Below are 26,855 nucleotides of genomic sequence, written 5' to 3'. Positions count from 1 at the left end.
GAAAAAAATGACTTTCATGGAGAATGGAACTACACAATTTCGCCTAAAAACAGGTAGTTTATTTTGCTACAATCCCTAGGCAAGCGGCGAGCCCTGAAGATTGTCGCCATTGTCCACATAAAGCATATGATCGCCCCATATGCTGCGCTCCTTCTCGATCAGACTTGCAGTCCGGGCAAAACCGAGGTTAGACGACCCGTCCTCCGTATACGAATTGGGCTGAATAAAGCCGTGAATATCACTTGTCGTCAAGACGGCAACCCGGCTGCGTGTTTTTGTTGGCATAACGATGCTCCTCCTTCTGTTCACTTCTATAGATTAGCGTCTGGCCGTCTTTTTTTTGTATGCGGCATGTAAAAGAAATGTAAAAAATTTGAGTGAACCTATAACTTTTTCCATTGCCCTGACTCCCGGCGCCTCAGACTCATGAATACCAAGGAAAGTGCAATGAACGTAAGGATCACCCCGAGCAATTGAAATCCTCCGGCGCTGAATTGGCCTCCCATCACGATGCCTGTCAGCAATGAAGATAAAATGGTTCCTATATATCTCGATGTATTAAATACTCCGGAGGCTACACCGATCATTTCTTTGGGAGAGCTTTTGAACAAGGCCGCCTGTATGCCCACGCTGTTCAATCCGTTGCTGATGCCGAATGCTGCTAACGCCAAACATATACTGATGACCGGTGAAGCTTGATTCAATGTCACGAGCCATACTGACCCTAGTGTCATCAGCATTGCGGATAACAGCAATGCTGGTTGGGGACCAGATTTATCTATCCATCGCCCTGCTATCGGAGAAGCGATGAGCGAGCACAAGCCCAGGGTCAGCATGATAATCCCTGTATGAAATTCGCTGACATGACGTACCGTTTGCAAATAGGAGGGCAGCCCGAAAAAGAGCGAGTAATACAGCAAGTTAACGAGCATGTACTCAACATTGATCCAGGTCATTGCAGGATACTTGGCGAATGTTCGCAATGGAATAAAAGGCGACTTCGTTTTTAGCTCAAGTCGTACGAAAGCTGTGAGCAGTGCGAGACCTGCCAAGCCGACAATGACATGGCTTAATGAGACGTGCCCGGATGATTTTGCTGATAGCAGTCCAATGAGCAAGGCGACCAAACCTGCTGTGAAGAGCAGGATTCCCGGCACATCAAGCAAATCAAACCATTTACGAAAGGACATGCTGTGTACGCCGAAAGTTGGCGGTTCGTCTTTAGGAATTGCCTTCCTGGCTAAGAGAAAGCTCGCCGCCACGAACGGAATATTGACAAGAAAGATCGCAGGCCAGTCCCACCAGTGAATGAGGATTCCGCCAATAAAAGGGCCGATGGCTGCAGCTCCGGATAAGAATATCGACAATAAGGACAGCGCGGAGGCTTGTTTTTCCGTGATATGAATTCGCACAATGGTCATTCCGACTCCACCCATCATGCTTGTTCCGATGGCTTGCACAATGCGGAACACGATGAGCCACCCAAAGCTCGGTGATAGCGGAGCGAGCAAGGATGGAATGAAGGCTGTAACAAGCCCGGCAAGAAATATCCTCCTGCGGCCGAATAAATCACTCGCTTTTCCCATAACAGGCTGGGCGACAGCACTGGCAATGTAAAAAGCAAAAATAATCCAGGAAACAATCGTAAAGTCAAGGTGATACGCTCCTTGCAGCCTTGGCATAGCAACAGAAATCATTGAGGAATTTAATGGATTCAAAAGCACCCCCAGTCCAACGGAAATCATCAACCACCTGCTGCGAACATTCATTGTTAATCCCCCAATCCAAGCGACTGATGTCATCGTACTTGAAATCAATTATTTATTCCAACGCATTTGATGTTATTATTTGATTGACTGAAAGGAATGAAGGGAGGCGTAAAATGGAGCTTCTTCAACTGCAATATTTTCTCAAGGTCGCCAGAATGGAGCATATGACTGAAGCTGCGCGAAGTTTGCACGTTACCCAATCGTCACTAAGCAAAACGATTCAACGCCTGGAGGAGGATCTGGGTGTCCCTTTATTTGATCGGGCAGGGAGAAACCTACGCTTGAATGAGTTTGGGAACAAATTTCTTCGCCGTGCGGAAAGGGCCTTGTTTGAATTGGAGCAAGGGAAGCAGGAGATCAGGGATTTATCCAGCCAGGGGCAGGGCACACTCGAATTGGCGGTGACCACCGCAAGTTCGCTGCCCAATATCCTGCGGGAGTTTCGGAAAAAACGGCCTGAAGTCCAATATCACGTGCAGATGCTGAGCACACAGGAGATGATTACGCTTCTTCATAGAGGGGAGGTCGATTTCTGCCTGTCCTCACCTCCAGTACAAGAGGATGACATTGAATGTCAAATCGTATTCATTGATCCCATCCTTGTTGCTGTTCCAAAGGGGCATCGGCTGGCAGACCGAAGCAGCGTATCCCTTGCCGAACTAAGGGATGAATGGTTTGTCGGGGTAAAGAGAGGTTATGGCACACGCGATTTAGTCGACGCTGTATGCAAATCGGCCGGTTTTGTACCTAAATATGTGTACGAGGGGGATGAACCTGCAAGGCTTATCGCTCTTGTGAAAGCAGAAATTGGAATAGCCTTTATACCAGGCACGGCAGCGGATTCACATGATGCTATTAAATTTCTTCAAGTAAAGGAACACGACCTGGTGCGGGAGATTGCTTTATTATGGCACCGGAATCGATACATTTCGCGGGCTGCTCGGGAATTCCGCGAGGTGGTGGTAGAATATTTCGGGTCTTTATCAAGAGATGTACGGGGAAAATGAAAAAACTGCCCGCCGTCAGCAGACGGGGGCAGCAATAGTTGATCTAGACTGGTTCAGCTTGCAAGAGCAGCAGGAACCGAGGGAAGAGTCCGGTTTGCTTGGCGAAGCATGCTGTGAACATCCGCGGCGGAAGCGCTGGAGGCGGCGATGGTTATCGGCTCTGTCAGCACATTGCTGCTCCCTTTTTTCAAACGCAGGTTGGCCGAGCCGGAGATGCCGGGCTTCAGTTGGAAGGTTAGCGTTTGCTCGGCTTTGCCGTCGCTATTGGCGGTCATCGTGAAGGCCGGACTATAGCCATACGAGGACCAATTGCCGTTCTCGTCCTGGAAGCGGGCAATCTGCTCACCGCCGGGAAGATACATGCCGGCACTCAGGCCGGAGACCGTTTCTCCGGCCGAAAGGCCGTTCACCGTAAGCGTCATTGTATACGTGCCACCTGCAGCCAGTCCCTCCGGAACAGTAAAGCTGTAGCCGGCAGGTTGACCGGGGCTTTGCGTCGCGCCATACGATCCGGGCTTGAATGTGGTCGGGTCGTACCACAGATAACCGGATGCCGGCTCATCCCATGGCTCGGCTTGCGGTTCAGTTGAAGCGGACGGGGTTTCCATGGGCAGCAGAGAGGTCGGTGTATCCAGCGTCAGACCTTCTACCTGATCAAGCGAGGTGTAGTCCTCCTGCTTGGCAAGCCATTTGACTGTATTGACGAGGAATACACCGTCGTCTTCTTCCTTGAAGCCGTCGTAGGTCTTCTTGGTCGTGCCGGTTTCCTCACGCAGATACTTCGGAGTAGCGTCTTCCACCGGCGAGGAATCGCCGATAAAAGCGGCTTTGCCAAGGCCCTGCTTGGCGATGGCCGCATAGGCGCCTTCTGCGCGCCCGCCTCCGTTGTAGACACCTTGATCCACCGCGTAGCTCCAGGCGGGAACGCCGCTCGCAGGAAGATACACGATGCCCTTGGCCTGGGCGGGATCAAGAATAGCGATCGTCGAACCGGCGTGCATAGCGACGGAATCAACGCCGGACGTAATGCCGAAGGCTTGGGAAGGCTCTATAATGTCGGTGGCATTCACGTCGCCGATCGCGTTATAGCGGAAGCGGAGCCCGAAGTTATCGGCCAGCCAGTCCGAGCTGACGACGCCCTGCATGGCAGGCGAAGCCGCCTCGGCGGTGGACATGCCCTTCGCCGGATTGGAGTAGGCTCCCCTGCGGTAGCCGTTCATCACCTCAGAGGCGTCCCAGCGGTTTTTGTTCCGGTCAGCGTTATAATGGTCGGCAATGAAGAACAGGCCGCCGCCTTCGCTGACGAACTGCAGGATAGCCTCCTGTTCCGATTGTTTAAAGGGAATATTGGCCTCGCCAACAATAAATACGTCATAGTCCTTCAGCTTATCATACGTGATGGCCTGCTCCCCGAACGTGTAGGGGATGGTCCGGTCGAGCTGATCGACCTCAAACTGTTCGCCAGCCAGGGCGTCCGCAAAATCGGAGAATGCGCCGTCAATGACCCAGTCCGCAGCACCGGCCGTTTGACCATGCGCATTGTCAAAGAGCACTTTTTTGCCTGCTCCGTTTTCCAGTTCCGGATCGCTACCAGGATCGGTCCCAGGTTCAGTGCCAGGATTGGTGCCATCGCCACCGCCATCATCTCCACCGGGCTCACCGCCGTCACCCGGTTCTTCCGATGCCAGCGTTATATTGGAGGGACTTTTCACACCGGGAAAGTTATTGTAAGCAGCCAGTGTGCCGGTCACCCGGATTTTCATGCCGATTAGATCGGGGTTGGACTGCAGGCCATAACCCGCCCGGTAATCGGAAGTGATTTGCACATCTATGAGCTTGGTCTTGTCCTGCTCACCGGCAGCATCTGCGATAAGCACGTTAAAATCGTTGGAGAAAGGCGCTGTAAAATCTGTGGTATAAGACCCGGAAGCATGTCCGACAATATAGCCCTCCACTGTGGCCTGACTGCCGCTGCTTCCCTGTGCGATTGCTTGGCTGACCGTCAGCACATCCTCTGCGAATGCCCGCTGTAATCCGGCTCCCGTCCATCCCGTCAATACAATCGTGAACATGAGCAGCAGACTTGTTCCGTATTTGAACCATCGCTTCCTCAATCTAATCCCTCCTGAATGGAATTTTTTTGTATCCACCTAGAGAGTAACGTAGAAATGATGATTTTCAACCCTTATTTTGTAATAAAACTATAAAATTTCGGGAAAATAGTTCTTTTCGCACAGAGGCAGCATGAGGAGACATGCCATAATGACTAGGAAAAATACTCCTGGCCTTTAGTGAAGGGAATATTGCTGAGGTGAGGTCTGCATGTTGGATAAACCATTGACCTGGTTAAAAACAAACAAGGGGATTTTTCCATTAATCTGACAGGAAGAATCCCCTTCTTTGCCTTGCATCGGATCAGCCTTTCACGGCTCCGGCGACAACGCCTTTTACGATATATTTTTGCAGGAAGATGAAGACGATGATGGAAGGCAGGACGGCCATCACCATCGCGGTCATCGCATACTGCCAGTCCGAGGTATACTGTCCGACGAAGGTGTAAGCGGCAAGCGTCAGCGTCTTCGTATCCGGCGAGCCGTTGACCATAAGCAGTGGCAGCAGGAAGTCGTTCCAGATCCACATGACGTCGATGATGACAATCGTGGCCGTTACGGATTTCAGCAGCGGGAAGATGACGGAGAAGAACATCCGGAAGCCGGAGGCTCCGTCGATCTTGGCGCTTTCGTCAATTTCCATCGGAATGCCCTTCACAAAGCCGTGATAGATGAATACAGCCAGCGGAGCGCCGAAGCCCCAGTACAGCAGGCCGAGACCCCAGGTGCTGTCGGACAGGTGCAGGTCTTTGGCTACGCGCAGCACGGTCAGCATGATGGACTGGAACGGAATGAGCATCGGCATGATGCACAGAATATAGATCACCCCGCTCCAGCGGGTTTTTGTCCGTGCAAGCTTGTAGGCGGCGATGGAGGAGACCAGAATAATGCCCACCAATCCCAGTACGGTAATAATCGTGTTATTGATGAAGAGCTTCGGATAGTTAATGAACTCCCACACATAAGCATAATTCTCGAAGCTCAGCTTCTGCGGCAATGCGATGACATCCGTCATGACCTCGCCGAAGCTCTTGAACGAGTTATTCACCGCCAGGAACAGCGGATACAGGAACAGGAGCGACAAAATAATCATTACGACCTCGAGCAGGATGCGCCCGGCTTTATTTTTTTTCATCAGGCTTCAACCTCCCTGCGTTTGAAAATACCCAGTTGGATTACGGTAATGATCAGCACCGCAACGAACAAAATAAGCGCTTTGGCCGTTCCGTAACCATACAGGTTGTTCTGGAATGTATCCCGGTAAATATCATAAGCGATACTGTAGGTGGTGCCCCCCGGACCGCCTCCGGTCAGCGACAGAATCACATCGAACACCTTGATGGAATTGGTCAATGCCATAAAGACGGAAATCGTAATGGATGGAGCCAGCAGCGGCAGCACGATGCTGAAAAATCTGCGGACAGGACCCGCGCCGTCCACGATAGCGGCTTCCTTCAGATCCTCAGGCACAGACTGCAGTCCCGCGATGTAGATCACCATATAAAAACCGATGGATTGCCAGATCGAGACGGCCAGTATTGAAATAAAGGCAAGCCCTTGCTCTCCGAGCCAACTGAGCTGAAAGATGCCCCAGCCCGTGCTTTCACCGAGCGATTCAAAGCCCTGCATGAAGATGAACTTCCAGATAAAACCGACGATGACGAGGCTGAGAATATAGGGGACGAAGAAGGCTGCCCGCAGCCAGGCCGCGCTTTTCAGCTTCATATCCAGCACTACGGCCAGCAGAATCGCCAGCACGTTCACCAGAACAATGTAAAGGATCGCATACTTGACGGTAAACCAGGCCGCATGCGCGAAGTTGGCGTCCCCCATCAGGATTTGCTTGAAGTTATCCAATCCGACAAATTTCGGATGCTTGGAAATTCCGTTCCACTGGGTGAGAGAATATCGTATGGTCATCAGGAAAGGAACATAGAAGGCGATAATTACGCACAATAATACCGGCCATGTGAACAGCCCGAATTCGAGTCTGTCGGCCCACTTTCTCCCTTGTTTGAACATGGCGCACCTCTTTTTAATATAAAAATGATGTCAGTTTTTGCCGATCTATAAATTAAACCCCCTTCGGCTTATAATGAATTATAGAACAGGGATCATACCGCCAAAATGGATTTAAGAAAACAGTTAAGGGTAAAAATGCGTACGCTTTCAAAAGGGGATAGATGCCAGATGCCTAAGCGGGGTGCGGGAGCTTTATCAAGCATAAAAGAACGGATCACACAGCGGCTGGTGAACAAACTGGTGCTGCTGTTCACCTCCATCATCGTGCTGGTGGTCGGATCGCTGACCGTCATTTCCTATCATATCGTCGAGAACGAGTCGGTGGAGAACAGCATTGCCAGCACAACGAACAATCTGCTGCTGGTGAATCAGAACCTGGAGGATTATGTACAGGAGATGGGCCAGCTTGCACTGCCACAGCTGCGTTATAACGAAATTATGAGCGCGATTCTGGACGAGGATCAGGACTATTCCTCCCAAATGGTGATTGACACGTATTTGCGGAGTATGTTTTATTCAAGAAATGATTTGAAAGCGATTTATCTCTATATTGTTGACAAGCAAAAATATTATACGGTATCGAAGGAAGCGAACACGATATCGGTCCGGCAGGGGTTTAACGAGGACATTCCGGATCAGGACTGGTATGAGTCCGCCGTGGACAGCACACGGAACCAGGCCTTCCAGTCCCTGGCACTGCCGGACACGGAGATAGGCTATCCTCTCGAAACGGAGGATTGCTTTCTGGCCTATCACCGGGTGCTGCGGTCCATCTCTTCCCGGGAACCACTGGCGGTGCTGTCTTTTTATTATAAGGATGCGGGCAGACAGGAGATTATGAAGGATATTCCCGTTGCTGAGGGAGATCATTTGCTGCTGCTTGGCCCGGATGATGTCCCATTTTACATGGATGATCAGGCATTGTATGCGCGGATGAGGCAGGCGGGAATGCTGGATCAGATCAAGGTCGGAGAAAACGGACAGTTTACGTGGCAGGATGGGGACGAGAAATACCTTGTGAATTATAATACTGGTGAGCATGAGGGCTGGAAGCTCGTGAAGCCGATTCCGTATCGGTCTATCTATGAAACCGCCACCACGACGCGGAACTGGAGCTATGCCATCGGGGGCGTATTTCTGATCGTTGCCGTCATTCTTGTCACGCTGACCTCCAATGCGATCACGCGCCCGCTGGACAGGCTTTCCTTGCAGATGAAGCGGTTCAGCAGCGGGGACTTCGAGGCAGAAGCGCCAGTGAAGGGGAACGACGAGATTGCGTATTTGTCCCGCCACTTCAATGAGATGGTGGAACGGACGAACGATCTGATCAATGAGCGCTACAAAATGAAGCTGGCCGAGAAAAATGCGATTTTGAAGGCGCTTGAAGCAGAGATCAACCCGCATTTTCTTTATAATGCTTTGCAGGCCATTTCCACACAGGCGCTGAAGCGGGAAATGTTCGATATGGCCGATATGGTGGATGCGCTCGCCCAGACCTTGCGTTACTCCATCAATGGCAAGGAGATGGTGTATGCCAGGGATGAACTGAGCCATATCGAGCGTTATCTTGGTCTGCAGAAGGCCCGTTTTGGCAGCAGGCTGCAGGTGCAGTATCAATGGGAAGATGGTCTTCTGGACCTGTTGATTCCCAGATTATCGATTCAGACCCTTGTCGAGAACTCCATCAAGCATGCCCTGGAAAACATGCCTGAAGGCATTCGCATCGTCATTGCGGCCGAACTGCAGGGAACGCAGGCGTTAATCTCGGTAAGCGACAACGGTCCGGGTATGTCTCCGACAAGGCTGAAGGAAGTGCGGGCATCTTTTGATGAGGAGTGGGAAGAACGGGAGAGCGGGAATATCGGACTGAAAAATCTGAACACCCGCCTGAAGCTTTTGTACGGGGAGGAAGCGGCTCTAGAGATCAGGACAGACGCATCCGGAACCCATATAAAAATGATCATACCGCAAGGAGGCGGCAGTCGTGTATAGAGCATTGATTATTGATGATGAGGAACCGCTGCGTGAGGCGATCCGCATTCTGGGAGACTGGAAAGGGCTTGGCATCGGGGAAATTTATGAAGCAGAGAACGGGAAGTCCGGCCTGGATTTGCTAAAGCAGCATGATATTGATCTGGTGATGGTGGACATGAAGATGCCTGGACTGAATGGGGTGGATCTGCTTCAGATCATTGAACAGGATTATCCTGAGCTGCTGACAATCGTCATCAGCGGCTACAACGATTTTGAGTTCACACGGCAGGCGATCCGCTCGAAGGTGATCGATTACCTGCTGAAGCCGGTGAACCGGACGGACCTGAATCAGGCCTTGCGCAAAGCGATTGATGTGCTGGATGCGAAGCGGAAGAGCGAAAGCGATATTATTACGCAAAATATCACGCTGAACATGTCTCTGCCCAAGCTGAAGGAGAAAATGTATCTGTCCATCCTGGACCGCAGCTTCCGGAGACAGGCCAATGAGGCGTTTCTGCCGCTGATCGGCGCCGACTATCCCGGCAACCACTTTTTGCTGTCCGTGCAACGTTTGCTGAATATGGACGAGGTACGCCGTGCCCGCTTTGGCGACGACCCGGAGCTGCTGGGCTTTGCGGTAACGAATGTGCTGGCTGAGTCAGGGGACGGGCGGCTACAGTGCTTCAGCTTCGTTAATCCACGGTGGGAGCGTGAGGTGATCGCTGTGTTTACGCTGACGGATGGGCGCGCCGAAGATCTGGCATTCCAGGCGGGGCATATGATCCGGAAGGCGACCGCCTCCCTTCACCAGCTGTTCGGGCTGAAGACGGCAGCCGGCATCGGCGGACCGCAGCAGGAGGTGACGGCACTAGCATCTTCATATTCGTCCGTGAAAGCCTGGTTTGCCTCTCTGGATGTGCTGAGGCTGAAGGACGAATCTTTCACTCAGACCGTGGATCAGGCTGCTGCCGCCGACACATATCCGGTAACCGGGCAGCTGACAATGATTCAGAAGGCGTTCGAGACAGGTGGATTAACACATGCGAAAAACCTGTTGAGGGATTTTATTAACACCATTCGCGCACGGCAGATATTCAGCCTGGGTGACGCGGACCGGACCTTGCAGGAATTTGATATCATTCTGCGGGAAGCATGTGCAAGGAAAGGCTTGAATACGAGGGCGGCAGCGATGCCTGAGGAGGCGCGGAGAAGCGCCGCTGGCATCATTTCCATGGATTTCGCCTCATTCGAGCAGTTTGCCCGGGTGATGCACTGCATGTTGGAATTCTACAGCAGGCTTGCCGAGGAGGAAGGCACAAGCGGCAGGCCGTTCGACATTGCTGAAATTAAAACCTATATTGACCGGCACTATTTTGAGGACATTAAAATTTCCATGTTTACGGAGAAGTATTTTCTGAGCAGGGAATACCTGATGAAGCTGTTCAAGCAGCAGTTCGGGCACGGCATTCATGAGTATGTGCAGAAGGTGCGGATGAACAAGGCCAAGGAGCTGTTGAACGATCCGGGCCTCAAAATCCAGGAAATTTCGGATATGCTGGGCTACAAGGATAAAAATTACTTCAGCAAGGCGTTCCGGAACTATTATCAGCTGTCCCCGTCCGAGTACCGGGCAAGCACGCAAACAAATTAGCAATTTTAATAATTGGAAATGATTGCGGAAACAAAATTACTTTTTTACCCTCAACTATTCACTTATCTACATTTTTAATACCAGCGCTATTCACTACAATGAGCACATGGAAACAAATTAAACGATCAATTGGGGGAATATCGATGTTCAAAAAGTTTGCAGCATTGTCTGGCAGTCTCCTGTTGACAGTCGGCTTACTTAGCGGCTGCGGAGGCGGCGCTAAAGAAGCTTCCTCTGACACAGGCGGCAGCGATGATTCGAAACCGGTTACAATAAACATGTTTACCGCTTCTCCTGAGTACACGGATGCCTTCAACGCGTACATTGCCGAGTATAAAAAGGTGAAGCCAAATGTCACGATAAATCTGGAAATTATGCAGTCTGACTACAATACGATCCTGAAATCGAAAATTGCTTCAGGCAGCACACCGGATGTATTCCAGACAACTGCCGGCGGGGACATTGATACGTATGCGGATTACAGCGCCGACCTGACGAATGAGCCCCTGGCGGCAGCGATGACGGATGCTGTGCGCGCGAATATGACCTCCTCGGATGGCAAAGTGCTTGGTCTTCCGGTGAAAGGCAACCTTTTCGCCCTGATTTACAACAAGGATCTGCTTGAACAGGCCGGCATTACAGAGCCGCCAAAAACGGTAGCCGAAATGCAGGGTGCTGTTGAGAAGCTGAAAGCGAAAGGTACGACTCCATTCGCCAACGCTTATAAAGAATGGTGGGTATGGAAGCATATCTTCATGCACTATGTGGATGCGGCAGCACAAGACGCTGGTGTTGAGCCGAAGCAACTGGTGAGCGACTTTATCGCAGGCAAGGCGCATATTAAGGATTACCCGCTGCTGTACAACAACTTCTTCTCCTTTGTCGACTTGACGGTAGCCAACGGTACGGATAAGCCGCTCGAACGCGACAGCAACGCGGAAGTGAGCGATTTTGCATCTGGCAAGGCTGCATTCATGACAGGTAAGGGCGCATGGGATGAGGAAGCTCTCAAGAAAATTAATCCGGATCTGAAGATCGGCATTATGGGTTATCCGGTCAGCGATAAGGCTGAGCAATCGCAGATTGTGACGGGTGCGGACCAGGCCTTGCGTATTAACGTTGATTCGCCGGTTAAGGACGAAACGATTGCCTTCTTCAACTGGCTCTACACTTCGGAATACGGCAAGAACTGGTTCTCCGATGTAGCGAAGGTGATCCCGCCAATCAAGGAAGCTCCGCTGCCTGACCTGGAGATGCCAAAACAAATGGAAGAAATTCTGAAAACCGAACAATCCGGCGACCTGTCCATTAACTACTCCCTGGATACGTTCCATCAGAAATTCGGTGAGCTGATGCAGGCCTACGTCGGCGGCAATGCGACCAAGGATCAGACGGTTACAGAGATTGAGAAAGCATGGGTGCAGCTGGGCGGAGCCCAGTAAGGCACAAGGTGAAGTGCTGCTAAATTAAGAAAATGAAGATGAATGTGAGCATAACTCGGCACGCTTGGTGCTGAGTTATGTTTGTATATAAACCTGGGGTGGCAGGACAGGGAAAGGATGATCAAGGAGTGAAGGCAGAACGTATCAAGATTGAGGAAAATGGGCTTTATCTTGTGCTGGAGGTTACGGACGAGAAGGACGTCAGACTGCTGCATTTTGCGGCCCAGCCTTACAGCGAAGGAGCTGTCGAGGAGAAGCATAAACCGGGATACCGGTTGCTTGAACTGCAGCTGTCCGGTGAAGACCGGGCGGAATATCACGGCAGGACACACCGGGCATCTTATCCCGGTCTGCGCATGATATTTGCTGGTTATCGGGACGAGCGAAATTCGCTTGGTCGCAAGCTTGAAATGATGCTTGCCGATCCTGTAACAGGAATCGGGGCCGTGCAGCATTTTCAGTTTTATGACGGCGTGCAGGTAGTCCGCAGCTGGGTGGTTCTCACGACTAACGGCAGCGACCCGGTTGATGTGGAGTATGTGTCTTCATTTGCACTGTCAGGACTGGACAAGGAGGGAAAGCAGGACCGCGACGAAAAGATGCGGATCAACATTCCCCATCATGGCTGGCAAAGCGAGCTGCAATGGAGAACTTATTCGCTGCCTGAACTGGGCATGTCCCATATGAAGGATCGTGGCTCCAAGCGTGTCTCCTGCAGCAATACCGGCTCCTGGTCGGCCGCGGAGCATGTGCCGATGGCCGTATTGGAAAACCGGGAAGCGGACAGCAGCCTGTTTTGGCAGATTGAGCATAATGGCTCCTGGCACTGGGAAATTATCGAGCAGGCCGATACGCTTACGGTGCTGATCAGCGGGCCGACGGAGCATGATAACCACTGGTTTGTCCGGCTGCAGCCGGGCCAGGAATTCACATCCGTGCCGGTGGCAGTGGGAGCGGTGCGGGGAGGCTTTACAGAAGCCGCCGCCCAGCTGACCGCCTACCGCCGTATTATACGCCGCCCTAACACCGATAATCGGGAGCTGCGGATCATCTTTAACGATTATATGAACTGCCTGTGGGGCAGCCCGACAACAGCGAAGCTTTTGCCGTTGATCGATGCTGCGGCAGAGGTCGGCTGTGAATATTTTTGCATCGACGCGGGCTGGTATGCGGACGGAGAATGGTGGGACGGCGTAGGTGAATGGATGCCATCAGCGGAACGCTTCCCGGAAGGCCTTAAGGTTGTGCTGGATTATATCCGCAGCCGCAATATGATTCCAGGCTTGTGGCTTGAGCTTGAAGTCATGGGCATTAACAGTCCGAAACTGAAGGATACGGATGATAGCTGGTTTTTCATGCGGCATGGCAAAAGGGTGAAGGACCGCAGCAGATATCAGCTGGATTACCGCAATCCGCAGGTCATAGCTCATGCCGATGAGGTGATCCGCCGTCTGGTTGAGGACTATGGAGTGGGCTACATCAAAATGGATTATAACATCAATGCCGGGATCGGCACCGAGACGGAGGCGGACAGCTTCGGGGACGGGCTGCTGCAGCATAACCGCGCGTATTTGGCGTGGCTGGACAGCATCTTCGCACGTTATCCCGAGCTGGTGATCGAGAACTGCTCCTCCGGTGGCATGCGCATGGACTATGCGATGCTGAGCAGGCACAGCATCCAGTCCACCAGCGATCAGGAGGATTACATCAAATACGCCTCCATCGCTGCGGCTTCCCCGGCTGCTCTCACGCCGGAACAGTCCGCCGTTTGGTCGTACCCGCTGCGTGAAGGCGATGATGAAGAGGTTATTTTCAATATGGTCAACGCACTGCTGCTGCGGGTGCATCAAAGCGGGCATCTGGCCGAGCTAAGCCCGCGCAGAAGAGAGCTGGTCAAGGAAGGGCTGGATGTTTACAAGACAATTCGGCAGGACATCCGTGAATCACTGCCTTTCTGGCCGCTGGGACTGCCAACACCGCAGGATGACTGGATCAGCCTGGGGCTGCGCAGTGGGAATAAGCGATATGTGGCAGTGTGGCGGACCGGCGGGGAGCGGGGCACAGTTGATTTGCCGCTGTATGATTTGAAGGGGAAATCTGCCGAAATCCGCTGCCTGTACCCACGGGGATATGAATGCTCCCTGGTGTGGGATGAGGCGGAAGGAAGGCTGCAGGTGAGCTTGCCCGGACCAGCGACAGCCAGGCTGCTGGAAATCCAAATAGGCGAGTAGTTTAAAACCTAATAGATACTTTTAGGGAGTGTCCAACAGGTCCATTGACCTTTGGGCACTCCTTTTTCATGAGATGGAATTATTTTGAAAAACCTAAGGGTAGGAAGGCCGGTGGATTGGGCGGCAGATCAACATCCGCTGTCTTTGCATCATTATCCCGTTTGATCAGGTCACCGAGAAACAGACAAACTTGGGAGAAGAACCATATTGGGTGAAGGAGCAGATCGGTTCGGGATTATGAGACACGTTTAGGACTAAGAAGAGGATTCGAGAGAAAATATACGATCCAGGAAAAATCATATTTAGGATACTTTATCCTTCCCCCTGACCCTAGCCACCATTCCTGAACGAAAGGGATAATCGTGCAAGACATTGCGTAAGGACAGCAAGACACGTAACCCTGGCGACCCGCCGCATCGCGCAGGGACAACAAGACACGAACCCCATAGACAGCCACCTTAAAACCGAATTATTTATAGATAAATATAATTTTATCTATAAATTTATAGACAAAATAGTAATTCGTCTGTATTATACACATTGTGGTTCGATTTTACGAAAAGGATGAGAGAAATGTTGAACAATCGTTATGTCCGGACGATTATCCTGTCCCGGGTATTCCTGCAGCTCGGCATCTGGATCCGGAATTTTGCCGTTCTGTTGTATGTCACGGACTTGACCCGCAATGATCCGTATTATGTATCCCTGATTTCCGTGGTGGAATATGCGCCGATTTTTTTGTTCGCTATGATTGGTGGAACGCTGGCCGACCGCTGGCGGCCGAAGCGGACGATGGTATGGTGTGATCTGCTGTCCGCTGCTTCCGTGCTGGGTGTGCTGCTCGTGCTCTTGTACGGGACCTGGCTGGCGCTGCTGCTGGGAACGCTTGTGTCCGCAAGTTTGTCGCAATTTTCCCAGCCTTCGGCCATGAAGCTTTACAAGAGGCATGTTCCGGCTGAACAGCTGCAGGGTGTTATGGCGATGTCGCAAACGCTGGTATCGGTGTTTATGATCCTGGGGCCGATGATCGGCACATTTATTTTTCTGCAGTATGGCATTGAGATTTCTCTTGCTTTGACTGTGATGATGTTTTCCGCCTCGGCTCTGATCCTGTCCACTCTGCCCAAGGATTCCAAGGAGGACAGGTCTGTACAAACCGGGGATTTCATGAAGGAGCTGAAGGAAGGTATTCGTTATTTATGGGGGAATCGCTCGCTTAGAGTGCTTAGCGTCACCTTTGCCGTGACCGGTTTGGCCGCAGGGTTAACCCAGCCGTTGCTTTTATTTGTTACTATTGATCAATTAGGGCTTGATAAGTCCTTCCTGCAGTGGCTGTTTCTTACGAACGGGGCAGCCATGCTTGCAGGAGGAGTCCTCATTGTGGGGGCGGCGAAGCGGGTAAAGCCGCAAGTGCTGCTGCTGACGGGGCTTGTGGGCAGCGCGTTAGTCACCGTTGTAACCGGAGCTTCAACCATGGTGGGGCTGACCGTTGCTGTCCAGATCATTGGCGGTTTGGCCTACGCGGGCGTACAAGCGGGAATTCAGACGATGATCATGCAGAATACGGGGGCTGCCCTGATCGGACGGGTGAGCGGAGCGATTACGCCCATGTTTATGGGCATGATGGTTATAGGGATGTCGTTATCCGGCTATTTTAAGGAGTTGTTTTCGCTCTTCATGGTTTATAGCATCAGCGGCGGGCTGCTTGTGATCGGGGCGCTGCTGCTAACTCCTCTGCTAGTGCAGCGGAAGATGCGGAAGCAAGCATGAATTTAGTAGATTCGGAAGCATGATAGAATAAAAATACAAGCCTGGGAATTATCCTGGGCTTGTATTTTTGTATCTGTGAAGGAGGTGATTGACGCCATGCCAGCCCTTGGTGCGTTTGCGATTGCAAGTATTAGGAGGATTCCCCGTTCAAATAGCGATAGAACGGCGCATCAACCCAGAAATCGTAGGTTTGTACTTCTGCTTCAGGCGCAAGCTTTTTCAGGCCTTCGGCGATGGAAGCTGTATCTTCTTTCAGAGAGAAGGATTGTGCATAGTAGTTGCCGGAATCAATCCGATTATTAGAGATTTCCATGTAATTATTTATGGCCGGGAGTGAATAGTAGAGCGGCTGCCACCAGGAGGCGGCGATCAGGCCGGCTTCATCCTCGCTGTCTTTTTTGGCATATTGGTTCACAAGACTGTCGAATTGCTCCTTGTCGGCAGCGGATTCAAACTCCAGGGCCAGATCATATTCTTTGGCGTACGCGATATAATTGCCGTTTTCAATCTGCACGACCTTGTAATCGTCACTTTGCTGCGGAGTGCCCCACTCCTGCAAATAGACGAAGGCCGACGTTTTCGGTTCCAACTGCACTTTTGCCTGCATGCCTTCACTGCGCAGCAGCCCGATCAGCTGAATGGCATGCTTCAGATCACTATGTCCGTAGATGAGGGACAGTACTGGATCGAAATGGGCCTCGTAGCGTTTGTCTTTAATGTTGTAGCCGGTGAACAGCCCCTGCTTCAGGCCTTCATCGAAAATTTTTTGCAGCTCAGGCGCCAGCACAAGCTCCTGGGTATCGTAAGCATCGTTGAGCTTTGCAAAAATATCATCATCACGCACATTGCCTATGTAAGATTTATAATCCCCGTGAAAAGATAACACGCCAGCCAGCAAATCGGCAGCAAACACATTGTCTGCCTGTCTATCCGTCTTAAAGGATTTGGCGGCACCCGCCGGAAGCAAACCGGTATCTACAGCAGCGGCCAGCTCACGGGTTGCATCGGCGCCCAATTCGTTAACATCTTGTATTCCCGCCTTCTTCAGGGATGCAGCGGCTTTCTCCGGTGAATAGGTATCCACCAATTCCTTCAGTCCTGCTGCTTTGATGGCGAGGCTGACGGCATTCGACTGAGTCAGGAGAGCGGAATCCCCGGATAAGGACGGTGCCTGCTCCTCCAGCAGCTTGCCCAGAGCACCGATATACTCATCCACTGTAGGAGCGGCTGATAAATGCAGCCCGAAACGATTTTCGAGGTAGGAGATATGGCTGCCTGCAACAGAGCTTTGCTGGGAAGAAGCAGAGACAGTCGTCTCCGCCGCCGGAATGGCCGCATAAGAAGGAGTGCCGGTTATGGCAAAGGCGGAAATCAGCAATGCGGTAGAGATAGAGAGCACCTTACGCGATACAGTATATGATTTGAAAAAAGATAACAAACTAAACAACCCCCTTTTCTATGATTTTAAAAATAAATTGTTAGAATCATATCGTCTCAGGTAAGGTCTGTCAATATATTTTGCAGGCTCTGAATGAAAAAAAAGAAAGAACGGTTGTTAGCCGCTCTTTCTAAATATAAAGCTATCTCTGTAATTTACACACCATTCTCAGGTTGAGACGACACTTGTGGGGATTGCACGTTGGTGCTGTAGCTGTTAACCTCAAAAGTAATAATTTTGTCGTAAATTATATAATCTTTGCGATTCGTGAAAGGTCCTTTATTGTTACTGTGTTTATTGATTGCAAATGTAACAGGTCCGGAACCTGAAGCCCGCTGCTCATACCAGCTAATAAAGGCATTCACTTCGCTCATGGAAAGATCATACTCTTTAATTTCACCGGTGTTAAGCATAATGGCAAGTAAAGCTCTGTCTCCGCTATTGTCTACCGGAGGCTCGGAAGGGTTCCCCGGATCGCTAGCAACAGGAGTGGCAGAGGCTTCATTGGATACGGCCACCTCGACACTGCCGTTAATAGCACGAACGATATAATAATAAGTAGTGTTATTGACCACATTTATATCTTCAAAGGTAATGGCAGTTCCATCTACAGTACCGATAACACTATAAGGACCGCCGGTTGTAGTTCCGCGTTGAATTTCAAAGTTTGCGGTTTTGGAAACAGTATTCCAGTTTAATGTAACTTTTGCATTGCCTGCGGAAGCGGTCAACTCAAGTTTTTCTGTTGAAGGAACCTCCATACTTTTTCCAAACAAATTCCATTCATTTTGATAAGCATTTGTTTTAGTTTTAACCACTACAGTTGAGACGTTCTGAACAGGGAGCGGCAGGCTCTCAACGGTATCATTGACTTTAGGTGTATAGGAATAGAGCAAAGTATTATTACTATCATAAAATTCAATGTTTGAGTTGGCTATATTACTACTATTTAAAATTACCGAAGAAACCTCCATTGGTGAAGGGAACGTATACCAGATCAAGTTCCCGGTCGGTTGCAAGTATCGGGTAGTAGCGCTATTGTCAGTCACCTCGCGGATCGTTGCAGTTTGAGTTGAGGTTGAAGTGCCTACGTTCAGCACAACCCGGTCAAGCAAACCGCCTGTATATTTGGAAGCATTCGGGGTGATCGATTTTTCGGCTGAATTAGCGCTCTCACCTGCCTCATTAATAGACGATACGACATAATAATAGGTTGTTCCGTTGACAACGGATGTATCGGTGTAAGAAGTTCCACCTACCGAAGTCAGCAGGGCATAAGGACCGCTTTTACTTGTTGAACGTTTAATATTATAGGATTTTGCGGCCGTCGAGCCCCAAAATAAATCAACGGTCTTGTCCCCTGCCTGAACCCAACTGATGGCAGGTACTGCGGGAGCTGCTGTTGGGGTAGCAAAAACATTGAATTCGTTATAATAAGCATTACTGGAATTCGCAGTTTTAAGGACAACGGTCGATACATTGGTAACCGCAGTCGGCAGAGATTGTACAGTATCATTAGCTATAGGTTTATAGGATAAAAGTAAATTATTGTTGGTGTCATAAAACTCAATAGCTGCTGCCGTCGAACTGCTGTTTAAGACCACAGCAGAGATCGTTTGCGGTGAGGAAAAAGTATGCCAAATTAAATTACTGCCTGGTAATAAGTAACGGGTAGTAGCGCTATTATCGGTTAATTCCTTGACGGTACCGGTTTTATTTGATGTGGATGTGCCTACATTGAGTGTTACCCGGTCAAGCAGACCACCTGTATATTTGGTTGCGTTAGGAGTGACATTTTTTTCGGCTGAATTAGCGCTTTGCCCGGCTTCATTGACGGAAGAAACGACATAATAATACGTTGTTCCATTGTTAACAGAAGTATCTGTGTAATTATTTTCATACACTGATGCGAGAACTGAATAAGGACCTCCTGTAGATGTTGAACGTTTCACGGTGTAGGATCTGGCCAGGGTGTTGCTCCAATTCAGATCAACACTCTTATCGCCACCTTGAATCCAGCTAATGGCGGGCACTGCAGGAGGTGCCGATGGTGTTGTGAATACGTTCCATTCAAAGTGATAAACGTTGGCGGTTGACTTCAGTACAACGGTTGTGACGTTGGCTGCCGGTGTCGGTAAAGATTGGACTGAATCATTAAGCGTAGGCGTGAAAGCAGTAATCAGATGATTGCTTGCATCATAAAATTCGATGGTAGAACTCAGGGTGCCGCTTTTTGAAACAATGGCCGAGATATTTTGTGGAGATGTGAAGCTATACCAGATTAAATTTCCGCTGCTTTGCAAGTACCTGGTAGTTGCATCACCATCGGTCATTTGAGTGACAGTACCCGTGCTATTGTTCACCGAGGTGCCAACCTTCAACTCCACATTGTCCAGGAGACCTCCCGTATATTGGCTGGCTGCTTTCGTTGACGCGTTAGGTAGGATAACCCATAACAATGCCAGCAACAAAAAGGTGAAACCTATCTTTCTACTCTTCAAAATTTCCTTCCTCCTTATCAATCTCCAAATTTTACAATGGAAATTATAATATCAAATCAACTACTAAAGAACTCCGTCTAAAGAACTATTTTTAGTGATAAAAGCGAAAATAGATTCATTTTTATAGGTTTTTATATCCAAAAATGAAGGTAATGTTTACATGATAATCTATTGTTTGTGATTAAAGAACTAGGAAAATATAATTCTACGGATTAGTAGTGAAAAACCTCTGATATTTAAACGTGCGCTCTGCCCAGGCAAAACTATAATAGAGAGGAATTATTTTGGAAGCGCAATCATTTCAACTTGAACACCGGAAGGGGAAATGAGAATGGGCAAATTTACAGGCAAATACGCTGGAAAATGGGCAATCACGCTATTAGGGGCTTCGCTGCTGACCGCAGGAATGCCCGGAGGAGGGACGACCGTATATGCGGAAAGAGAAGCACTGTCGAACCATAGGAGCGGGGTACAGCTGGAACATCTGGACAGAGGTCTGGTGGCGGCTTCTGCGGAAGGCGGGCAATTTCTGAGCTGGCGCCTGCTGGCTGATGAAGTGACGGGTTATTCGGCATCCGGCTTGACCGGGGCCAATTTCAACGTGTACCGGGATGGAGTCAAGATTGCGACCGTGACGGATAGCACCAATTATCTGGATACGGAAGGCACTTCCCAGTCCTTGTATTCGGTGGCGGCGGTAGTATATGGCGATGAGAAAGAGCGGGGTGCTGCAGCCAGCGTGTATGGACTGGAGCTGGAAAAAAGTGCCGAGGTTCACCCCTGGAATGATGCATTCTATGACCTGCCGCTGCAAAAGCCGGCTGACGGGGTTACTCCTGCCGGAGAGACCTACACCTATTCGGCCAATGACATGAGTGTGGGCGATACTGACGGAGACGGGCAGTATGAGTTTTTCGTCAAATGGGACCCCTCCAATTCCAAGGATGTGTCGCAAAAAGGCTACACCGGAAATACCTACATTGATGCCTATGAACTGGATGGAACTTTAAAATACAGAATCGATCTCGGAGTCAATATTCGTTCCGGCGCGCACTACACGCAGATGCTGGTTTATGATTTTGATGGGGACGGACGGGCGGAGCTTATGTTTAAAACAGCGCCCGGCACTAAAGTCATCACCTACGACAAAAAAGGAAGGCCTGCGAGGGAGCGGTATATTACCATGCCGCGTGAAGACATCCGGGCAGGCTACAGCCATAAGGATGATTACCGGATGAGCAGCGGGGATTACTACGAGCATCTTGTGGACATGTTCATGAACTGGCATCGGCATGAAGAGGTCCTGAACGGGCATTGGCCGGCAACGCTGGAGGAATGCTTCGGCATCGGGAAGCGGTACGATTATCCGCTGTCCCGTGCGAATGCGGAGCAGCTTGCGGACTATTTTATCGATGAATACGCGCCTGCCCGCAGCGGCCGCAACGATCTGCGCACTTTTGAAGGCTTTATTGTCAGTGGGCCCGAATATTTATCGGTCTTTGAAGGGGATACAGGGAAAGAGCTGGACACCGTGCGTTATGAGCCGGAACGGCATGATGACGGTCTGATGTGGGGAGATTACGCGATGGCGCGGATCGAACCCGGCAACCGGGTTGACCGTTTTCTCGCAGGAGTCGCTTATCTGGACGGGGTTCAGCCATCTGCTATATTGGCGCGGGGCTATTACACACGCTCGACCATTGCAGCCTACCAGTGGGATGGCGAGCATCTGCGAAAGCAATGGCTTGCGGACAGTGGCTGGACGGTCATGAGCAATCCGTTCAATGACAGCCCGCACGGCAGAGACGGCACCGATCCGGAGCTTGGCACGCTGACAACTCAGGGAGCGCATTCTTTGAGCGTGGCGGATGTCGACCAGGACGGCAGGGATGAAATCGTCTATGGCTCGGCTACCCTGGATCACGACGGCAGCCTGCTGTACAGCTCCATGGATGAGATGCCTGAGCAGAGCGCAGCGCCGGGAACCACAGCCCGTCTGGGACACGGGGACGCGCTGCATGTTACGGATATTGACCCGGACCGGCCGGGACAGGAAATTTTCATGGTTCATGAAGGCGGAACCTATGCCCCTTACGGCTATTCCCTGCGTGATGCGGCCACCGGCGAGGTCCTCTATGGCGGATACACCGGCAAGGATACGGGACGCGGCATGGTGGGAGATATCGATCCGGAGCACAAGGGGCTGGAGACCTGGGCGGTTGGCCTGTGGACGGCGGCCGGGGAGCAGCTCAGCAGCAGTATGCCAGGCACCAATATGAACATTAAATGGGCTGCAGACATGACGACGCAAATTGTGAACGGAGCGATTGACGTCACGCCGGTCATTGAAGACTGGAAACGCGGTGTCCTGCTGACAGCCGACGGAACGCTGACGAACAACTATACCAAGGGCACGCCTTCGCTTGTAGCGGACATTTTCGGGGATTGGAGAGAAGAGATGCTTGTCCGTACAGCGGACAGCTCGGCCATCCGGATTTATCTGAGCACAGAAGTGACGGACCGCAAGCTGTACACACTTATGCATGATCCGCAGTACCGGACGGGAGTGGCGCGGCAAAATACGAGCTACAACCAGCCGTCATATACCAGCTTCTATTTCGCTTCAGATACGGATTGGGCGGATGTGCCGGTTCCTGTCTTCCATGCCCCCGGTGCCTTGAATGGCCTGCAATCTGCATTTGTGCAGTTTCGTGCGGCCAAAGAAGTGAGGGGCGATCTTGCTTCGCGTCTGAACAATACTCTGAAGCAGGCGCAAAGGCAGCTGGAGCAAGGGAATACGGGCAAGGCTGCAAGCTTGATGGAGAAGTTCATTTCCCGGATCAACGGAAACAAAAAAGAGGAGCAGATTTCACAACGGGCCGCTTGGAGCCTCACCCGGTATGCGCAGTTATTTATCGGAACAGAGAAGAAATGATGTGAAAAACAGCTGAAAAACGAAGGTCTCAGCAGGCAGGCGGGTAAACGCTCTGCCTGCCTTTTTGGATTGCAGCAAATTTTTATTAGAAACGGGAATAGAAGTCTTTACACTTTCAGTCGGCCGGGTGTATGATTCAAATCGGTAATTTAATTATTTTCTTTGCAATGATTTTGCTTTTATCGCTGAATTTCCGCGCTGAGCGGAAAATGGGGGAACCAAAGGGGTCAGCTTATTCCGGCAGAAGAGACGGAACAGCATGGCCGCAGGGGTGAATCGCGGAGGAGATTCCAAGGTCTTGGCCGCGTAGGGCGACTCTCTCGCCCGAATCCGACAGCTAACCTCATAAGCGTGCAGGGAGAGGCAGCAAACCGACTAAAATCCAGTCCATGCTTTATCGGCAATGGACCTTGGGAGAAGCCGCGGGAAGCTACTTGGAGCCCTGGCTTCTTTTTTTTGTATCGGTGAATGTGCGCTGCCCGAATATCGAGGAGGATCTGAATGCAAACTGAGACCATTCTCGTTGTTGCCCCTAACAACGATGGCCGGAAATTTGTGAAGCTGCTGCAGCATCACCACCTGCCCTTTGCGGTTCTGACGAACAGCGCTGTAAAAGAAAAGCAATTTGAAAAGCAAGGGGTGAAGCAAATTGTTCGGATCGATACGTCCATGACGGACAAATGGGTTATTCCCAAAATGACGGTGGGCCGTATTTTCATATTTGAGAGCAGTTTGAACCTCACCTGCCGCTACCTGCAAATCTGCAGATCATGGACAGAGCGGGAGATTTGCGTCATTACCCGGCAGCTGTTGCACCCGAGGGGCGTTTACCAGCGGATGGGGGCGAACCGGGTGATTTATACCAAGACAGGGGAAGTCGGATTTATTCTCCAATGATAAGCGACGGAGAGCAGACTAAGCAGCGGAGGCCGCAGAAGCCAGGGCTGATCGGCGGGCCGTCCGAATCGGAGGAGTATATGGCATTCATTTTTACATTTCTGAAAAAGTACCGTCTCGCCTCATTTGTCGCTATTTTTATGATGCTGGTGGAGCTGTCGGTTGAACTGCTTCAGCCGTGGATCATTTTCAGAATTATCGATGACGGCATCCTGGCGGGCAATCTGCAGGCTGTTTGGCTGTGGGGCGGCATTCTTATGACAGGGGCAGCCGCCGCATTTGCTGCCGGTATCATAGGCACGTTCTATGCGTCGCATGCCAGTCAGGGGTTTGCTTATGATCTGCGGAGTAAGCTTTACGTCACGGTGCAGTCTTTTTCCTATGCTATGTTCAGCAGGTTCGCGGCCTCATCGCTTATCACCCGCCTTACAGGCGATGTCTCGCAGCTCCAGGATACGATTTTTATGAGCTTGCGCTTCATGTCGCGTGTGCCGCTGCTGGTGCTGGGCGGTGTAATCATGTCGCTCATCGTCAACGTCAAGCTTGGGCTGCTTTTAACAGTTACCGTCCCGGTACTGCTGGTATTTCTGTATCTTGTAATGAAAAAAGCATCGGCTTTATTCCGCAGCGTGCAGCGTCGACTGGACAGCGTTAATGGCTCCATTCAAGAAAATCTGACCGCGATCCGGCAGATTCGGGATGCCATCGGTTACGTGCCGCAGGAGGTGCTGCTGTTCTCAGGTACGGTTTGTGAAAATATTGCTTGGGGGGATGAGCATGCCACGCTGGACGACATCCGCGAAGCAGCCCGGCAGGCCCAGCTTCATGAGACGATCGCAAACCTGCCGAATGGTTACGATACCCTGCTTGGCCAGCGGGGAATCAATCTGTCCGGCGGGCAGAAGCAGCGGCTCTCCATCGCCCGTGCTCTGGTACGCAAGCCGTCCATTTTGATTCTGGACGACAGCACCAGTGCGCTTGATGTAAAGACCGAAGCGGCTTTGCTGGCCGAACTGGAGACTCTCTCGTGCACAACGTTTCTGATTACACAGAAAATCAGCTCGACGATGTCTGCGGACCTGGTCCTGCTGCTGGATGAGGGTCGACTCATTGCCAAGGGAACACATGAAGAGCTGTTATCCGCTTCAGAGTTATACCGGCATATTTATAAATCACAGTTCGGGGAGGAGGCCCTTCAGCATGCTCAAAGCATTCACTGAGCCATTCCGGTATCCTAGGCCCGCGGCGACTCAGCAGCCTTCCGCAGGTGGGGGGCGGAGGCCTGCCGCCAAAGCGAAGAACTGGTCCGGCACGTTAAAGCGGATATGGTATTACCTGGCCCGCCGCCAATTCAAATTGGCACTTGTTCTACTGATGGTCTTGCTCAGCTCGGGGCTCGCTCTGCTGGGACCTTATCTCGTAGGCGTCGCCATAGATCATTTTCTGGAGGAGGGGCCAAGCCGGTTATGGATCTGGTTTCTGGCCGGATTGGTTGTGGTTTACGCCCTGTACTCGCTGACTGTTTGGTTGCAAAATGTCTGGATGATCGAGGTAGCGCAGGAGACGGTGTACCGGATGCGCCTTGATTTGTTTTCCCATCTGCACAGGCTGCCGATCCCGTTCTTCGGCAGACGCCAACAGGGAGAATTGATGAGCCGCCTGATAAACGACATTGAGAATGTCAGCTCCACGCTGAACAGCTCGGCCATCCAGATTTTCTCCAGCGTGCTGACGCTGGTGGGGACGGTGGCCGTAATGCTGTCGCTGAGCCCGGTGCTGACCCTGCTGACTTTTACGGTCGTACCGCTGATGGCTCTTGGCATGCGCTGGATTACACGCAGGACAGGACCGCTCTTTAAGGAAAGACAGCGGAGATTAGGAGAACTGAACGGTTTTGTTGAAGAGACGCTGTCCGGGCAGCGTATCATTAAAGCTTTTTCCCAGGAGCAGCGGGTGATCGGTGAATTCAGCGCCCGCAATGACAGCATCCGGCTGGCAGGCTTCTGGGCGCAGACGATATCAGGCTTTATCCCCAAGCTGATGAATGGGCTGAATAACCTGAGCTTTGCCATCGTTGCGGGCTTCGGCGGCATTCTGGCCATTCACGGTTCCATTACAGTGGGTGTCATTATCATTTTTGTGGAGTATGCGCGCCAGTTTACGCGTCCGCTGAACGATTTGGCTAACCAGTGGAACACGCTGCTGTCGGCCATTGCCGGAGCTGAGCGGGTCTTTGAGGTATTGGATGAGGATGAGGAGGCCAGGGATGAGAGCGCATCCGTATCGCTTGACCGGCTTGAGGGTGAAGTTCGCTTCCACAACGTCTTCTTTTCATATGAGGAAGGCGGAAAAACACTGGATGGGATCAGCTTCGAGGCCCGCCCCGGAGAAACGATCGCTCTGGTCGGCCCGACTGGCGCAGGTAAAACGACGCTGATCCAGCTACTGTCCAGATTTTACGATCCCGTCTCCGGAACCATAACGATGGACGGAAGGGACATCACAACCATCCGGCGCGAGAACCTCAGATCGCATATGGCTTTCGTGCTGCAGGATACCTTTCTGTTTGCGGGAACGATCCGCGAAAATATCCGCTACGGCAGGCTGGATGCTACGGATGAGGAAGTGGAGGCGGCAGCCAGATTGGCCAATGCCCATTCCTTTATTATGCGTTTGCCGGACGGCTATGAGAAGAAGCTGGAAACAGGTGGCAGCGGCATCAGCCAGGGACAGAAGCAGTTGCTTGCGATTGCCCGTGCGATGCTTGCAGACCCGGCTATCCTGATCCTTGACGAAGCGACCAGCAGCATCGATACGGTCACCGAGATTAAAATTCAAGAGGGTCTGCACAGGCTGATGAAGGGGCGCACAAGCTTTGTCATCGCCCATCGGCTGAACACCATTCGCCAGGCGGACCGCATTCTGGTGCTCAAGGAGGGCAGACTGCTTGAACAGGGCTCACACGAAGAGCTGGTGGCGAGGGGCGGTTTCTATGCGGGACTGGTTAAAGGGCAGGCTTCCTGAAGGATGCAAAAAGGCTGCGAGGATGGGCACTAAGATTTGTTCAGAATTCGTTCAGAGCGGTATGTTACTTTGGGATGTAAAAA

Annotated in this window: 17 protein-coding genes and 1 riboswitch; of the genes, 10 read left to right on the top strand and 7 right to left on the bottom strand. The window is 51.3% G+C overall.

Translation table 11 applies throughout. From position 1 onward, the window contains the following. Positions 1-75: 75 nt before the first annotated feature. On the bottom strand, positions 76-285 hold the full coding sequence (locus tag ACE5LO_RS23665) for a hypothetical protein (protein WP_375522424.1): 210 nt from the start codon (positions 283-285) through the stop codon (positions 76-78). Positions 286-383: 98 nt separating this feature from the next. Next, positions 384-1,769, bottom strand: a complete 1,386-nt coding sequence (locus ACE5LO_RS23660) for an MFS transporter (RefSeq protein ID WP_375522423.1) — start codon at positions 1,767-1,769, stop codon at positions 384-386. 113 nt (positions 1,770-1,882) lie between these two features. On the opposite strand from ACE5LO_RS23660, the gene ACE5LO_RS23655 reads away from it, so the two are divergent. Next, entirely contained in the window at positions 1,883-2,776 is an 894-nt protein-coding gene (locus ACE5LO_RS23655; protein WP_375522422.1) for a LysR family transcriptional regulator, read from the top strand. Between the two features lie 53 nt (positions 2,777-2,829). On the opposite strand, the gene ACE5LO_RS23650 is transcribed toward ACE5LO_RS23655, so the two are convergent. The 3 genes from ACE5LO_RS23650 to ACE5LO_RS23640 all read right to left on the bottom strand — a co-directional run bounded on the left by ACE5LO_RS23650 (position 2,830) and on the right by ACE5LO_RS23640 (position 6,909). After that, positions 2,830-4,848 (bottom strand): DUF6359 domain-containing protein, encoded by a 2,019-nt coding sequence (locus tag ACE5LO_RS23650; protein ID WP_375522428.1) that lies wholly within the window; start codon positions 4,846-4,848, stop codon positions 2,830-2,832. Between the two features lie 343 nt (positions 4,849-5,191). Then, complete coding sequence (locus ACE5LO_RS23645) at positions 5,192-6,022, bottom strand: carbohydrate ABC transporter permease (protein WP_375522421.1); 831 nt, start codon at positions 6,020-6,022, stop codon at positions 5,192-5,194. Continuing rightward, entirely contained in the window at positions 6,022-6,909 is an 888-nt protein-coding gene (locus ACE5LO_RS23640; RefSeq protein ID WP_375522420.1) for a carbohydrate ABC transporter permease, read from the bottom strand. Before ACE5LO_RS23640 ends, ACE5LO_RS23645 begins: the two co-directional genes overlap by 1 nt. Before the next feature lie 168 nt (positions 6,910-7,077). Between ACE5LO_RS23640 and ACE5LO_RS23635 the strand changes: the two genes are divergently transcribed. The 5 genes from ACE5LO_RS23635 to ACE5LO_RS23615 all read left to right on the top strand — a co-directional run bounded on the left by ACE5LO_RS23635 (position 7,078) and on the right by ACE5LO_RS23615 (position 15,977). Next, positions 7,078-8,901: a sensor histidine kinase gene (locus ACE5LO_RS23635; protein WP_375522419.1), complete on the top strand. Its 1,824-nt coding sequence runs from the start codon at positions 7,078-7,080 to the stop codon at positions 8,899-8,901. Then, entirely contained in the window at positions 8,894-10,534 is a 1,641-nt protein-coding gene (locus tag ACE5LO_RS23630) for a response regulator transcription factor (protein WP_375522418.1), read from the top strand. The genes ACE5LO_RS23635 and ACE5LO_RS23630 overlap by 8 nt, the downstream gene beginning before the upstream one ends. Before the next feature lie 143 nt (positions 10,535-10,677). Continuing rightward, positions 10,678-11,976 carry an ABC transporter substrate-binding protein gene (locus ACE5LO_RS23625; RefSeq protein ID WP_375522417.1) on the top strand — a complete coding sequence of 433 codons (1,299 nt, stop codon included), beginning with the start codon at positions 10,678-10,680 and terminating at the stop codon, positions 11,974-11,976. 128 nt (positions 11,977-12,104) lie between these two features. After that, the gene (locus ACE5LO_RS23620) at positions 12,105-14,207 is read left to right on the top strand and encodes a glycoside hydrolase family 36 protein (RefSeq protein WP_375522416.1); all 2,103 of its coding nucleotides are present in this window, start codon (positions 12,105-12,107) and stop codon (positions 14,205-14,207) included. A 573-nt stretch (positions 14,208-14,780) separates the two neighbouring features. Then, positions 14,781-15,977, top strand: coding sequence for an MFS transporter (locus ACE5LO_RS23615; RefSeq protein WP_375522415.1), 1,197 nt, complete (start codon positions 14,781-14,783; stop codon positions 15,975-15,977). Between the two features lie 130 nt (positions 15,978-16,107). Here the strand turns inward: ACE5LO_RS23615 and ACE5LO_RS23610 are convergent, their stop codons facing one another. Further along, positions 16,108-17,415: a hypothetical protein gene (locus ACE5LO_RS23610; protein ID WP_375522414.1), complete on the bottom strand. Its 1,308-nt coding sequence runs from the start codon at positions 17,413-17,415 to the stop codon at positions 16,108-16,110. A gap of 155 nt (positions 17,416-17,570) precedes the next feature. Then, positions 17,571-19,916 carry a fibronectin type III domain-containing protein gene (locus tag ACE5LO_RS23605; RefSeq protein WP_375522413.1) on the bottom strand — a complete coding sequence of 782 codons (2,346 nt, stop codon included), beginning with the start codon at positions 19,914-19,916 and terminating at the stop codon, positions 17,571-17,573. Positions 19,917-20,247: 331 nt separating this feature from the next. On the opposite strand from ACE5LO_RS23605, the gene ACE5LO_RS23600 reads away from it, so the two are divergent. The 4 genes from ACE5LO_RS23600 to ACE5LO_RS23585 all read left to right on the top strand — a co-directional run bounded on the left by ACE5LO_RS23600 (position 20,248) and on the right by ACE5LO_RS23585 (position 26,772). Then, positions 20,248-22,851, top strand: a complete 2,604-nt coding sequence (locus ACE5LO_RS23600; protein ID WP_375522412.1) for a rhamnogalacturonan lyase — start codon at positions 20,248-20,250, stop codon at positions 22,849-22,851. A 173-nt stretch (positions 22,852-23,024) separates the two neighbouring features. Next, positions 23,025-23,219, top strand: a riboswitch (cyclic di-AMP (ydaO/yuaA leader). 133 nt (positions 23,220-23,352) lie between these two features. After that, a complete protein-coding gene (locus ACE5LO_RS23595; protein ID WP_375355572.1) occupies positions 23,353-23,748 on the top strand; it encodes a hypothetical protein in 396 nt (131 codons plus the stop codon). Beyond that, positions 23,745-24,968 (top strand): ABC transporter ATP-binding protein, encoded by a 1,224-nt coding sequence (locus ACE5LO_RS23590; protein WP_445993914.1) that lies wholly within the window; start codon positions 23,745-23,747, stop codon positions 24,966-24,968. The genes ACE5LO_RS23595 and ACE5LO_RS23590 overlap by 4 nt, the downstream gene beginning before the upstream one ends. Next, positions 24,949-26,772 (top strand): ABC transporter ATP-binding protein, encoded by a 1,824-nt coding sequence (locus ACE5LO_RS23585; protein ID WP_375522411.1) that lies wholly within the window; start codon positions 24,949-24,951, stop codon positions 26,770-26,772. The genes ACE5LO_RS23590 and ACE5LO_RS23585 overlap by 20 nt, the downstream gene beginning before the upstream one ends. The last annotated feature ends 83 nt before the right edge of the window (positions 26,773-26,855 follow it).

Origin of the sequence: Paenibacillus medicaginis, from assembly GCF_042138635.1 — a bacterium.
Classification (GTDB): Bacteria; Bacillota; Bacilli; order Paenibacillales; family Paenibacillaceae; genus Paenibacillus; species Paenibacillus medicaginis.
The sequence above is the reverse complement of the archived record's forward strand: the minus strand, read 5'-3'. Positions and strand labels throughout refer to the sequence as shown.